Consider the following 12,393-nt stretch of genomic DNA (forward strand, 5'->3'; position numbering starts at 1 on the left):
ACTTTATGCGGCTGCACGAGTGGTACGGGGATTTTTCCCGGCCGACCGGACCCGTCGGACAGCTTTGGGACGAATGGAACGCGCCCGGTGCGATTCTGGCGGGGCGGCGAACCGTGGAGCAGGTCGATCACTGGGGCGGTGACAATCAGGGTGTCCCGATCTTCGTACCCAGTCACAGGCCGCCCGGGCCATCTGTCGCGAACTATCCGTTGGTCAAATACGTGAGCGACGGGATCGCGAGCGCAATGGCGCAGGCGAAGACCGCCGCCGGGGACCGGGACGTCTTGATGCTTGGCGCCTATACGGCGCAACGGGCGCTGGAAGCTGGTGTGCTCGACGAACTGCAAATACATCAGATTCCAGTCTTGTTCGGACGTGGCCGCCGACTGTTCGACGTCTTACCTTCGCGCGTCGAGTTGGAGATCGTTCGGGTGATCGATACGCCCGAGGCCACGCACATCCGCTACCGCGTCCGCCGCTGAGCCCGCCGAGGCTCAGGGCCAGGAAGGCAGTAGGATTTGTACCTGCCAGATGCAGGTCGATTGGCCCTGGCTGGGGCGTTAGGTCGCGGGCCGCGTTCACTTATGGCTCGCTAGACTCGCGCTTATCTCAGGGCTCGGTTTCGGTCGGGCCTTGCAGTGATGTTTCGTGGCGTGTTGAGACGCCTGTCGCGCGGCGCGATCGCGGCGGGTCTGGCGTGGACGGCCTGTACCTTCTTGTTGGGAGGTGGCGCGGCCAGCGCTGCTCCGGCGATGTGGGAAGTCCGCGACAAGGACTCCGTCGTCTATCTGTTCGGCTCGATGCATGTGCTGCGCCCGGACGTCCGCTGGCGCACGGCCGCCTTCGACCGCGCCTACGCCGCCGCCGACCGAGTCTGGTTCGAGACCCGCGCCGATCTGCCGGCCGACCAGGTGAAGGCTCTGGTCGACCGCTACGGCGTCGATCCCGACCGCTCCCTGACCCAGAAGCTCTCACCGATCGCGCTGGCGACCCTGCGGCCGGTGTTGGATCGCGATGGCGTGCCGCTGGAGCGCGTCGAGCGCCTGCGGCCCTGGGCGGCGGCGATGATGCTGTCGGTCGCCCCGATGACGAAGGCGGGCGGCAGCGTCGCCAGCGGCGTCGACTCGGCCACCACCCAGCGCGCCCGGACCGCCGACAAGCCGATCGCTGCGTTCGAGACGTTCGAACAGCAGCTGCGCATCTTCGCCGACCTGCCCGAACAGGCCGAGCTGGCCTATCTGGACGACGTCGCCCGCGAACAGCTGTCGCCGCCGCGCGACGGCGTGGTCCTGGAGCGCGCCTGGCTGAAGGGCGACATGGGGCGACTGGGAACGCGGCTGGTCGGCCGCATGAAGGCCGAGCGCCCGGCGCTCTACGACGCCCTCCTGCAACGCCGCAACCTGGCCTGGGCCGATCGGCTGGACGCCGAGATGCGGCAGGGACGGGGGACCGAGCTGGTCGTCGTCGGCGCCCTGCACATGGCCGGCGCCGAAGGGCTGCCGGAACTGATGAAGGCCCGCGGCTATGCGGTCCGCAGGGTCCAGTGACCTGTCGCAGCGCCTGTCGCGCGGCAACCCGCCGCACCACATCTGGTGGACACTCGGTGCGAATACACAAATTCTAGTCCCTGTCCTCCTGAGGCGCGACTCAGTCCCGCCCGACGCGGAGGAAGCGGAAAGTTCACGGAGGCCGTCTTGGCCCGTACTGCTCAAGACCCGTTCCTGATCCTGCAAGGCCGCGTCGACGCCTGGGAGCGGTGCGCCCGGATCCCCGGCTGCGACAAGGCGGTCTGGCGGCAGGACGGCCAGGGGCGAGTGATCCGCTGGTCCGACTTCCGCGATCGCTTCTCGCGCTACGGCTGGGAGGTCGTGAGCCGGCCGCGCCCCGGCGTTCTAGGACGCGCCTTGGCCGCCAAGCGCCTCGAGGCCATCCATTGGCGCGGCGTGACGGGCGACGCCCTCCCGGCCGACCCGTTCCTGGGCCGCAAGGCCGCCTGAGACGTCAAGCGTCTCCGTCGTTTAGTCGCTATCACCAGACAAAAAGACAACTACGCTTGACATGACTGCGCTTTGATGTGACAAGCATCCTTGTCAAATTGAGAGGGGTGCTTGTCATGGAAGATGAAAAACCGAAACGGCTCCAGTGGGTGCTGTTCGGGCTCGGGGCGGTGGCGCTGTCGACCATCCCGTTCTTCCTAGCCATCACCCACGCCTTGAAGCGGCCGGCGCTCGTGGTCGCGATGCTGGTCTGGATCCTCGTCTACATCGCCTATGTCTATATCGGTTCCGCGCGCCTGAAGGCGCACCGGATCGGTCCCGTCATGAAGCGCTATCGCCGCCGCCTGGCGGTGGCGATGGTCGCCTACAGCCTGGTCCTGATCGGCTCGCTCAGCCTGCTGCGCGACACCAAGCTGGTGGGGCCGCTGCTGTGGATCGTGGCCGCCGCGCCGGCGATTCCGATCCTGGGCGTGCTGGTCGCGATGGGCCTCTACCTCAAGGAAGAGCCTGACGAGTTCGAGCGCGCCGTCCACGTCGAGGCGATGCTCTGGGGCCTGGGCGCGGTCCTGGCGGTCACCACGGTCTGGGGGTTCCTGAGCAATGCTGGGGTCGTTCCCAACCCGCCGCTGTACTTGGTCTTCCCGCTGTTCTGTTTGGCCTGGGGCTTCAGCCAACCCCTCATCCGCAGGCGGTACCAATGAAGAACCGCCTGAAGGTGCTGCGCGCCGAGCGGGACTGGAGCCAGGCCGACCTCGCCGATCGCCTGGAAGTCTCCCGCCAGACCATCAACGCCCTGGAGACGGGCAAGTACGATCCCAGCCTGCCGCTGGCCTTCAAGATCGCCCGTCTCTTCGGCCAAGCCATCGAAACCATCTTCCAGGACGAGGCCTGAGGCCCGCCTGCTTCGAGGACACCACCATGACTTTCTCCTCCAAATCCCCCACGCCGCTCGGTTCGAACCGCGCCGCCCGCGCCTTGGTCTTCGCCGTCGTCGGCGCGCCGCTCGGCTATCTGGTCGGCAAGTATCTGGCTCGGCTGGAGGACGCCGGCGTCTGGACCGCGCCCGACCTGGGCTGGTCGGATGTGCTGGCCCTCTTTCTGGCCCTGCTGCTGCTGGGCGTCGGCGCGATCACCATGATCGTCAGCGCCAGCCGCAGCGCTCTGGGCCGTCGGATCGATCCGGAGGGTGGCCGTCCGGCCACCTCGGTCCAGGCGCTTTTCTACGCCCGGAACGGCGGGGTGCTGGCCCTGGCTGGCCTGATGCTGGCCGCGCCGGTGATCGTCCGGGCCGCCCTGGATCCAGTCCCGCCCTTGATCGCCTCGGCGACCATGATCGGCCTCTTGGCCCTGTTCCTTATCCAGATCGCCAGCAACATCACCATCTGGATCCAGAGTGACGAGCTGATGCGCCGGGCGACCGCCGAGATCTCGGCCGTGACCTTCGTCATCCTGCTGGGGGCGCTGTTCCTGTGGGCGGCGGGGGAGAAGCTGGGTCTGCTGCCGGTCCTGACCCTGTGGGACGTCGCCACCGTGATGATGACCGCCTACCTCGCGATCACCGGCGTCGTTATCTGGCGCCGCGGCCTGGCCAGCTAGACCTCCGATCGTCTTCCAACCTTCGCAATCCGCTCGGCGCCCGTCGCCGAACCCTTTCGCACGCTTCATTCAAGGAGAACGTCATGCGTAGACCCACGCCTCGTTTCCGCCTCTTCGCCATCTTCGTCGCTGTCCTTGCCGCCATTGGCGTGTTCGGCGGCAACCACGCCCACGCGCTTCCTCTTACTCCGGCGGCCGGAGCCGCCGGTGGTGACCGCATTTCGGTGACGGTCGCCGGCAAGGGTCCTGACGTCGTCCTGATCCCCGGCTTGGCTTCGTCCGGTGCGGTCTGGGACGCCACCGTCAGGCAGCTGTCGGCCACGCACCGCGTCCACGTCGTGCAGGTGGCGGGCTTCGCCGGGGCGCCGGTCGCCGGCAACGCCGAGGGGGCGGTGGTCGAGCCCCTGGTCGAGGCCGTCGACGGCTACATCAAGTCGGCGCACCTGAAATCGCCGGCCGTGATCGGCCACTCAATGGGCGGCTTCACCGGCCTGCTGCTGGCCCGCCGCCACCCCGAGGACGTCAGCCGGCTGATGGTCGTCGACAGCCTGCCGTTCTTCTCGGTGCTGTTCTCGCCGGCCGCCACGGTCGAGAGCGTCAAGCCGCAGGCCGCGGCCATGCGCGACGCGACGATCGCCATGAGTCCCGAGGCTTTCGCCAGCCAGCAGGCGATGACCATGCCGCGCTTCGTCAAGTCGCCCGAGGGCCAGACGCTGGCGCTGGCGTGGTCCAAGGCCTCGTCCCAGTCGGTCGTCGGCCGCGCCATGTACGACTTGCTGACCACCGACGCCCGCGGCGACCTGACCGCGATCAAGACCCCGACCACGCTGCTCTATCCCTATGACCCGGCCATGGGCGCGCCGACGGCGATGATCGACAAGACCTATGCCGACGCCTATGCGGCCCTGCCGGGCGTGAGCCTGAAGCGGATCGACGACAGCCGTCACTTCATCATGCTGGACCAGCCCAAGGCCTTCGCCGACGCCGTCGACGCCTTCCTGAAGTAGCCGCTGGAGCCGCCGACGACGCTTGCGTCCGTCGGCGGCGCGCTTCAAGTCTTAAGCCGCAAGTCGAACGGGGATCCCATGCTGCTCAGTTTTAGTCGGTCGGCTCGTCGTGTCGCGGCGGGTCTGGTTTCGGTCCTGGCCCTAGGCTTCGCCGGATCGGCCCTGGCCGAGCCCGCGCTGTGGGCGGTCAAGGACAAGGACTCGACCCTCTATCTGTTCGGCACGATCCACGTGCTGAAGCCCGACACCCAATGGCGCTCGGCCAAGATCGACCAAGCCCTGAAGACCAGCGGCGACCTGACGCTGGAGATCATCGGCGCCGACGATCCGGCGACCATGCAGCCGCTGGTCCTGAAATACGGCCTCGACCCGGCCCACCCGCTGTCGACCAAGATCGCGCCCGACAAGTTCCAGCACGCCAGCGCGCTGGCCCAGGGCGGCGGCGTGCCGCCCCAGATGCTGGACATGATGCGGCCGTGGCTGGCGGCGGTGTCGCTGGCGATGGTCCCGGTGATCAAGGCTGGCTACGATCCCAAGAGCGGCGTCGAGCAGGTGTTGACCCAGGAGGTCAAGGCCGCCGGCAAGCCCCAGAACGCCTTCGAGACCCCCGAGCAGCAGATCCGCTTCTTCGCCGACCTGCCGGCCAAGACCGAGGCCGACTTCCTGAGCGCGACCCTGGACGACGTGGACGAAGGTGTCGGCAAGATCGACAAGATGGTCGCCGCCTGGGCCGCCGGCGACACGGCCGAACTGGAGCGCGAGTTCATCTCGGAGATGAAGGGCGAATATCCCGAGCTCTACGAGCTCCTGATCGTCAAGCGGAACCAGGACTGGGCGGGGCAGCTGAAAACCAAGCTGGCCGGCTCGGGTGTCAGCTTCGTGGCGGTAGGCTCGGGTCACCTGGTGGGGCCCGACAGCCTCCAGGCGCAGCTGGCCAAGCTGGGGATCAAGGCCGAGCGGGTGGAGTAGGGGAGCGCCCCCTCCGTGACGATGCTGCGCATCGCGCCACCTCCCCCGTTGCACGGGGGGAGGATGATCTCCTCCTCCCCTGCGAAGCGGGGGAGGTGGCCCGGAGGGCCGGAGGGGGCGTCTACTCCGCCGCGGCCCGCGCCGGCATGTAGATCGAGCGCTTCGGCGCGCTCATCACCCGCTGCAGCATCGGCTCGAAGGCCTCCAGCGGCATCGACTGGAAGCTGGGGTCGAAGGCTTCCTGGTCGTAGACGTGGCAGAACTTGGCCGTGTGCTCGAAGTCGGGATGGCCGCGGAACTGGTCGCGCATGTCGCGGTCCAGACCCAGGTGGTGGAAGAAGTAGTAGCCCTGGAAGATGGCGTGATGGGCCACCATCCAGTGGTTCCGCTCCGACACGAAGGGCTGCAGGATCGCCGCGCCGATGTCGGCGTGATTGCGCGGCCCCAGGATGTCGCCGACGTCGTGCAGCAGGGCGCAGACGACATATTCCTCGTCCTCGCCGGCCTGGTGGGCGCGAGTCGCGGTCTGCAGGCTGTGCTCCAGCCGGTCGATGGCGAAGCCGCCACAGTCGCCGCGCAGCAGGCCCAGGTGGGCGATCAGCCGGGTCGGCAGCTCGCGGCCGAACTCCATCGAGGCCTCGGCGATGATCGCCCAGTCCTGCGGCGTGCCGTCGGTCATGGCGTGGAACTGGGCGCGCGGATGATCCTCGCCGTCGGCCATGGCGTTCTCTCCCAAACGTCTGTTTGAGCGATCGTGCGCCGGAAGGCGCCCATGGTCAACAAAGGGGGCGTTCAACAAAGGGCGGAGGGAGGAGGAAGGGACCTTGGAGCGGGCGGGGGGAATCGAACCCCCGACATCAAGCTTGGGAAGCTTGCGTTCTACCTCTGAACTACGCCCGCCAAAGGGACGCTCCGTTTAGCCCGGCTCGGGCGGCTACTCAAGCGGCCGATGCGGCGTCTTGATTTTCGCGGCAAGCTTGACCTCTAGTGGGCTCATATCGGGGCGCCCATTTCAGGTAGAGTCGCATGTCGAGAGTTTCGTACGGACTGGTCGCGGGCCTGGCCTTCTCAGCGTTGGCGCCGTCTGTCCAGGCGGAACCGTCGGCCGCCGCCAAGGCCTTTGGCGCGCGCGAAAGGGTCGTGGACGCCAGCATGTCGCCCGACGGCAAGTCCGTGGCCTTGGTGCAGGCCCTGGCGAACAGACAAGCCACGGCGCTGTTCGTGGCGCCGCTCGACGGGTCGAGCCAGCCCAAGCCGATCCTGACGTCGAGCGGCAATCCCGATCGGGTCACCGATTGCGGCTGGGTGTCGAACACGCGCCTAGCCTGCAACATCTACATGCTGCTGGTGCGCGACGCCCGTAAGCTGGGTTTCTCGCGGCTGGCGGCCCTCAACGCCGACGGCGGCAAGGTGGTGGAGCTGAGCGCCCGCACGCGCAATTTCGTCTGGAGCTATCAGCAGTCCGGCGGCGGCGTGATCGACTGGCTCGCCGACGACGCCTCCGGCGCGGTGCTGATGACCCGCAACTATGCCGAGGAGGGCACCACCGGAACGCTGTTGGGCAACCAGCGCGAAGGCGTGGGCGTGGAGCGGGTCGACAGCACCACCTTGGCTCGCACGCCGGTGGAGCCGCCGCGCGGCGACGCGGTGGAGTTCATCTCCGACCAGCACGGCGCGGTCCGCATCGTCGGCCAGCAGCCCAGGACCAATGTCGGCTACAGCACCGCGCGAGTGAACTACTTGTATCGTCCCGCCGGCGGCGGGGCGTGGACCCCGCTCAGCACCTATGACGACGACGCCCACACCGGCTTCGCGCCCGTCGCCGTCGACCGTGACCTCAACGCCGCCTACGGCTACGAATGGGTGAACGGCCGCCAGGCGGTGGTCCGTGTCGGTCTGGACGGGACGCTGAAGCGCGAGGTGCTGCTCGCCCGTGACGACGTGGATGTCGATCGCCTGATCCGGATCGGTCGCGACCGGCGGGTGGTCGGCGCCAGCTTCGCCACCGAGAAGCGCCAGGCGGTGTTCTTCGACCCGGCGCTGCAAGGTCTGGCCAACGCCCTGTCGAAGGCGCTGCCGGGCCATCCCAGCGTTCACTTCGTCGACGCCAGCCAGGACGGCGCGCGCCTGCTGCTATGGGCCGGCAGCGACGTCGATCCCGGCCGCTACTACCTGTTCGACAAGACCGCCAAGAAGCTCAGCGAGGTCATGCCCGACCGACCCGAACTGGACGCGTTCAAGCTCTCGCCGGTTCAGCCGGTCAGCTACAAGGCCGCCGACGGAACCATGGTGCCGGCCTATCTGACCCTGCCGCCGGGGAGCGACGGCAAGAACCTGCCGGCGATCGTGCTGCCGCACGGCGGGCCCAGTTCGCGCGACGAGTGGGGGTTCGACTGGCTGGCCCAGTTCTTCGCCCACCAGGGCTATGCGGTCCTGCAGCCCAACTATCGGGGCTCCAGTGGTTATGGCGAGGCGTGGTTCCAGAAGAACGGCTTCCAGTCCTGGAAGACGGCCATCGGCGACGTCAACGACGCCGGCCGCTGGCTGACGGCCCAGGGCATCGCCGCGCCGGGCAAGCTGGCCATCGTCGGCTGGTCGTACGGCGGCTACGCGGCGCTGCAGTCGTCGGTGCTGGACCCGGATCTCTTCAAGGCCATCGTCGCCGTGGCGCCGGTCACCGACCTCGACGCACTGCGAGAAGAGCGGCGGGTGTTCACCGACTACAAGATCACCGACGCCTTCATCGGGCGGGGGCCGCACGTGAAGGAGGGCTCGCCCGCCCAGAACGCCGAGCGGATCAAGGCGCCGGTGCTGATGTTCCACGGCGACGAGGATTCCAACGTCCGCATCGGCGAGTCTCGCCTGATGCTGTCGCGGCTGAAGGCGGCGGGCGGCAAGGCCGAGCTGGTCGAGTTCCCGGGCCTGAATCACCAGCTGAACGACGCCGCCGCCCGCGCGACCTTGCTCGACAAGGCCGACGCGTTCCTGAAGGCCTCGCTGGGCCTTTAGCCCTTCGCCAGCTCCAGAGCCTTGTCCAGCGCCTGCTCGGCCGGCACGGCGACGTCGGGCTGGATGCCGACGCCTTCCCAGTCCCAATTGGTGTCCGGGTCGAAGGTCCGGCCCACGGGGATGAAGGCGGCGAGGCCCGCGCCCAGGGATTCGAAGCCGCCGAAGTGGTTGGCGCCGCCGGTGTGTTCGCCGACGAGGGTGGCGCGGTGGGTGCGCTTGAAGGCCAGGGCCAGGTGCTCGGCGGCCGAGCCGGTGCGGGGCGAGGTCAGGTAGAAGACCTTGGCGTCGCGCAGGCGGGTCTCGGCGTTGGGCGTCACCCAATGCTCGCGCCGATGCACGCCCTGGGGCGCGCTGACCGGGCGCATGTTGGGATCCCCCTGCGTCGGGTCGCCGCGCGCATCGACGATGGACTGGGCCATGTCCATGCCGACCAGCCGCGTCGGCTGGGCGTAGAGGTAGGGCAGGATGACGTTCATCTCGGCCGGGCCGCCGCCGCGATGGGCGCGGGCGTCGAAGATGATCGCCTTGGCGTCCACATGCTCCTTCATGAAGGTGTCCAGCGTCGCCAGGGTCTCGGGCGAGCCGTCGAACATGTTGAACTTGATGTAGGCGACGCCGTCGGCGATCCACTTGGGATCCTCGATCGCGGGCGGCCGCGCTCCGCCGCCAGGACCAGGACCAGGACCAGGGCCCGGACCGATGCGCATGCGCCGGGGACCCGCGCCGGGACCGCCGTCGGGACCGCCCAGCGCCACCCGCAGATGGTTGTCCGGATGCACCGCCCGCAGATCCTCGGTCAGGCGCTTGGCCAGCGCGGCCGGGTCGGTGATTTGCGCGTAGGCGGCCTGGTTGGCCCGCAGCATCGCCGCGTATTGCTTGCCGTATGCGGGCTCGACATAGGCGGTCTCCAGCTTGCCGGCCAGGCTCTCGACCGCCGCCGCGTAGTCGGCCGGCGAGGCGGCGACCGACGCTGGGGCGGGCGGCGGGGGCGGCTCCTGGGGCAGGGCTGGGTGGAATGTGACGAGGGCCAGGCTTGTCCCGATCGCGATGACCAAATTGCGCCGCACAGTTCGTCTCCTTATGCGTGATCGGACGCATGGGGGATGATCGGCGCGTGGAAGTCCTGACGGAAAGCTCTCGGAAAGCTGAACTATGCCGACCCCGCCCGCGGATGGCGTTCGGCGAGGTGTCGATCGACGTCGAGAGCCGTCGGGTCCGGGCCCCTTCAGGGGCCAGCAATCTGGAGCCGCGCGTCTTCGACCTGTTGCTGACCCTGGTGGAGCGGCCGGGTCTGACGGCCTCGCGCGGTCACCTGATCGAGACGGTGTGGGGCGAGGTCGACGGCTCCGACGAGGCGCTGAGCCAAGCGGTGGCCAAGCTGCGCCGCGCCCTGGGCGACGACGCCCGCGCGCCGCGCTTCATCGAGACCGTGCCCAAGCTGGGCTATCGCTGGATCTTCGAGGAGCCGCCCGGCTCCAATCCGCCCGCGCACCGCTGGTCGCTGGGGCCGGCCTGGGTGGCGGCCAGCGCCGCCTTGGCCATCGCCGTCGGCGGCGCGGGCAGCGTCGGCGCCTATGCCTGGGTCAAGGCGGCCGAGCCGCGCAAGTTCGAGATCCGCAAGATCCGCATGCAGCGTACGGCCGACGGCCGCTGCCTGAAACAGGTCCAGGTGATCCGCGGCGTGGGGGTCCCGTCCGCCGCGCAGGAGGCGCCGCCCAGGCCCTCGTCGCCGGGCTGCGTCCCGCCCGAAATCCCGCGTGAGTTCGTCCAGCGCTGAGGTCCGCTCTGAATTGAGCGACTGAGGGATCGGCAATTGAAACTTCAAACCCTCGTCATCCCGGAAGCGCGTAGCGCTATCCGGGACCCAGGGGCCAAGCCCAGTGCGGTAGCCCCTGGGTCCCGGCTCTCCGCTTCGCTGCGGCCGGGATGACGAGGGAAAAGGTTTGATCTGGACCTCGAGGCAGAGATCGTTCTATCGCGCCGTGTCGTCCAGGAAGGCCGAGGCCCAGACCAGCGGGGCGTTCCAGTTGATCGCCACCTCGTTCTGGGTGAAGGCGCGGTAGTCGTCGGTCCAGCAGGTCTGGGGCCGGCACTGGCCCTTCATGTCCTTGGCCACCGTATCGCCCATGCTGGTCGAGTTGGGGCCGCCGGACAGCACGCCGGCCGGCGGCTCGGGATAGGCCGGATCGGCCTGATGCGCCCAGAAGCGGTGGTGCGGATGGCGCATCGGCCGCGCGCCGAAGCCGGTGACGTAGGAGCGGTCCAGCGGATTGCGGCCCAGGACATAGTCCAGGGCGTCCACCGCGCCGTAGCGGTAGGCGATCTCGCCGGTGAAATCGTGGGCCAGGCCCAGCACCACGGCCCGGTTCAGCACCGCCGAATTCGACCCCCACGGATAGCCGGGCGCGGCATAGGGCAGGGCGTAGCCCTGGCTGATGTCGTCGGACAGGTATTTGCCGGCGCTGGCCGTGAGGTTGGCGCGCGCCTGGGCGACTTCGTCCGGCTTCAGGCCGTTGGGCGCGAGGGCCAGGGTGATCGTGCCCAGGGCGCCGACCGAGCTCCAGCCAATATCGCCCGTTGGTCGCGCGCCGGCCGTCGGCGAGGCCAGAAACAGGGGCGAGGCGCGCAGGGCCTTCTCGTACGAGGCTTCGCCGGTAGCCGCATAGAGCTCTGCGGCGGCCCAGTAGACCTCGTCGGTCAGGTCACCGTCGCCATAGCCGCCGCTGCCGGTGAACGGGCCGATGGCGTAGATGTCGGGATGGGCCTGCGCGGCGGCGAAGGCGTGGCGGGCGGCGTCCAGGCATTTGGCCGAGAAGGCCGGGTCGATGGTCTTCCACACGCGCGCGGCCTGGGCGGCGACGGCGGCCAGGTTCAGGGTCGCGGCCGTCGTCGGGTAATAGAGATAGCGCACCTGCTTGTCGTCGGCCGGGGCGGTCGGCAGGCCGGTCCAGTAACGGTCGGCGATCTTCTGGTGGGCCATGCCGGAGGCGTCGATCGGCGTGAGTTTCAGCTTGCCGCCCAAGGGTGTCTGCTTGCCGACGGGAACCTGCAGCGACTTGCCCTGTGGGACCTGCATGGCCAGCAGGAAGGTCAGTTCGAAGCGGGCCTCGTCCAGGATGTCAGGAACCCCGTTGGCGTTTTCCGGCAGGGCTTGCGAGCCGTCGCCCAGGGCCCTCAGCGCCGCGGGGCGTTTGAGCACGGCGGCGCGGTCATAGGCGTTGACCAGGGTCCAGACCGAGACGCCGCCGTTGACGACGTACTTGCCGTGGTCGCCGGCGTCGTACCAGCCGGCGCTGGCGTCCAGCGTGTAGTCGCAGCCCGGCCAGACCTGGCCCCGCTCGTCGGCCTGGTCGAAGCAGGTCGCCCTGTCCGGGGCGTGGCCGGCGGGGCGGGCCAGGTTGGGGCGCTCGACGAAACGCGCCTCGATCGGCACGCTGGCGCGCTGCTGGTAAAAGAACGACAGGGCCGCGCGGGTCAGCTTGCCGTCCGGCTTGGCGCGCAGGGTGAAAGGGCGGCTCTCGGCCGCGCCGGCCTTCAGGCGATAGCCGTCGCCGGCCCGTCGGAAGGCCGAGAAGTCGATCTGGTGGACATGCTCGCCCGAGGCGGCGTCGTCGCCGAATACTTTTGTCTTGCCCTGGGCGGCCACCGCGCCTGACGCGTCCAGCAGGGTCCAGTCCAGCGGCGTGGTCGCAGGATCGGCCAGCACCGCGCGCTTGGGACCCAGGGTCTCGAGACCCGTCTGGTTCAGGCGAATGGGGCGAGGCGTGTCGTCGGCGCGCGCGGCGCTGGTCAGGGCCAGCAGCGAAACAAGACAG

Annotated in this window: 13 protein-coding genes and 1 tRNA gene; 10 read left to right on the top strand and 4 right to left on the bottom strand. The window is 68.9% G+C overall.

Annotated features, from left to right (window positions below):
• From AC1DSO_RS23135 to AC1DSO_RS23170, 8 genes are all read left to right on the top strand, one after another.
• The coding region (locus tag AC1DSO_RS23135) for a dihydrofolate reductase family protein (RefSeq protein WP_477071052.1) at positions 1 to 482 on the top strand (482 nt) is incomplete at its 5' end.
• A 171-nt stretch (positions 483 to 653) separates the two neighbouring features.
• On the top strand, positions 654 to 1,547 hold the full coding sequence (locus AC1DSO_RS23140) for a TraB/GumN family protein (RefSeq protein ID WP_477071053.1): 894 nt from the start codon (positions 654 to 656) through the stop codon (positions 1,545 to 1,547).
• Positions 1,548 to 1,694: 147 nt separating this feature from the next.
• Entirely contained in the window at positions 1,695 to 1,997 is a 303-nt protein-coding gene (locus tag AC1DSO_RS23145) for a hypothetical protein (protein WP_477071054.1), read from the top strand.
• Between the two features lie 116 nt (positions 1,998 to 2,113).
• On the top strand, positions 2,114 to 2,698 hold the full coding sequence (locus tag AC1DSO_RS23150; protein ID WP_477071055.1) for a hypothetical protein: 585 nt from the start codon (positions 2,114 to 2,116) through the stop codon (positions 2,696 to 2,698).
• The gene (locus tag AC1DSO_RS23155; RefSeq protein ID WP_477071056.1) at positions 2,695 to 2,889 is read left to right on the top strand and encodes a helix-turn-helix transcriptional regulator; all 195 of its coding nucleotides are present in this window, start codon (positions 2,695 to 2,697) and stop codon (positions 2,887 to 2,889) included. Before AC1DSO_RS23150 ends, AC1DSO_RS23155 begins: the two co-directional genes overlap by 4 nt.
• 26 nt (positions 2,890 to 2,915) lie before the next feature.
• A complete protein-coding gene (locus tag AC1DSO_RS23160; RefSeq protein ID WP_477071057.1) occupies positions 2,916 to 3,593 on the top strand; it encodes a hypothetical protein in 678 nt (225 codons plus the stop codon).
• A gap of 83 nt (positions 3,594 to 3,676) precedes the next feature.
• Positions 3,677 to 4,600: an alpha/beta fold hydrolase gene (locus AC1DSO_RS23165; protein ID WP_477071058.1), complete on the top strand. Its 924-nt coding sequence runs from the start codon at positions 3,677 to 3,679 to the stop codon at positions 4,598 to 4,600.
• Between the two features lie 78 nt (positions 4,601 to 4,678).
• Positions 4,679 to 5,569 carry a TraB/GumN family protein gene (locus AC1DSO_RS23170; protein ID WP_477071059.1) on the top strand — a complete coding sequence of 297 codons (891 nt, stop codon included), beginning with the start codon at positions 4,679 to 4,681 and terminating at the stop codon, positions 5,567 to 5,569.
• A 121-nt stretch (positions 5,570 to 5,690) separates the two neighbouring features.
• On the opposite strand, the gene AC1DSO_RS23175 is transcribed toward AC1DSO_RS23170, so the two are convergent.
• Positions 5,691 to 6,290 carry an HD domain-containing protein gene (locus AC1DSO_RS23175; RefSeq protein WP_477071060.1) on the bottom strand — a complete coding sequence of 200 codons (600 nt, stop codon included), beginning with the start codon at positions 6,288 to 6,290 and terminating at the stop codon, positions 5,691 to 5,693.
• Between the two features lie 104 nt (positions 6,291 to 6,394).
• Positions 6,395 to 6,469: transfer RNA gene (locus AC1DSO_RS23180), tRNA-Gly, on the bottom strand.
• Between the two features lie 126 nt (positions 6,470 to 6,595).
• Between AC1DSO_RS23180 and AC1DSO_RS23185 the strand changes: the two genes are divergently transcribed.
• Complete coding sequence (locus tag AC1DSO_RS23185) at positions 6,596 to 8,578, top strand: alpha/beta hydrolase family protein (RefSeq protein ID WP_477071061.1); 1,983 nt, start codon at positions 6,596 to 6,598, stop codon at positions 8,576 to 8,578.
• Here AC1DSO_RS23185 and AC1DSO_RS23190 read toward each other — a convergent pair.
• A complete protein-coding gene (locus tag AC1DSO_RS23190; RefSeq protein ID WP_477071062.1) occupies positions 8,575 to 9,645 on the bottom strand; it encodes a S41 family peptidase in 1,071 nt (356 codons plus the stop codon). The genes AC1DSO_RS23185 and AC1DSO_RS23190 overlap by 4 nt on opposite strands.
• Positions 9,646 to 9,764: 119 nt before the next feature.
• Between AC1DSO_RS23190 and AC1DSO_RS23195 the strand changes: the two genes are divergently transcribed.
• A complete protein-coding gene (locus AC1DSO_RS23195; protein ID WP_477071063.1) occupies positions 9,765 to 10,355 on the top strand; it encodes a winged helix-turn-helix domain-containing protein in 591 nt (196 codons plus the stop codon).
• Positions 10,356 to 10,550: 195 nt separating this feature from the next.
• Here AC1DSO_RS23195 and AC1DSO_RS23200 read toward each other — a convergent pair whose 3' ends face one another.
• A complete protein-coding gene (locus tag AC1DSO_RS23200; protein ID WP_477071064.1) occupies positions 10,551 to 12,380 on the bottom strand; it encodes a glycoside hydrolase family 9 protein in 1,830 nt (609 codons plus the stop codon).
• Positions 12,381 to 12,393 lie beyond the last annotated feature (13 nt).

This window comes from Caulobacter sp. P4_E5 (genome assembly GCF_056401555.1).

What these genes read in the sequence shown, in the direction of transcription:
- AC1DSO_RS23185 (WP_477071061.1), top strand. Translation starts at nt 6,596, where the DNA reads ATGTCGAGAGTTTCGTACGGACTGGTCGCGGGCCTGGCCTTCTCAGCG.
- AC1DSO_RS23150 (WP_477071055.1), top strand. Translation starts at nt 2,114, where the DNA reads ATGGAAGATGAAAAACCGAAACGGCTCCAGTGGGTGCTGTTCGGGCTC.
- AC1DSO_RS23170 (WP_477071059.1), top strand. Translation starts at nt 4,679, where the DNA reads ATGCTGCTCAGTTTTAGTCGGTCGGCTCGTCGTGTCGCGGCGGGTCTG.
- AC1DSO_RS23175 (WP_477071060.1), bottom strand. Translation starts at nt 6,290, where the DNA reads ATGGCCGACGGCGAGGATCATCCGCGCGCCCAGTTCCACGCCATGACC.
- AC1DSO_RS23165 (WP_477071058.1), top strand. Translation starts at nt 3,677, where the DNA reads ATGCGTAGACCCACGCCTCGTTTCCGCCTCTTCGCCATCTTCGTCGCT.
- AC1DSO_RS23160 (WP_477071057.1), top strand. Translation starts at nt 2,916, where the DNA reads ATGACTTTCTCCTCCAAATCCCCCACGCCGCTCGGTTCGAACCGCGCC.
- AC1DSO_RS23155 (WP_477071056.1), top strand. Translation starts at nt 2,695, where the DNA reads ATGAAGAACCGCCTGAAGGTGCTGCGCGCCGAGCGGGACTGGAGCCAG.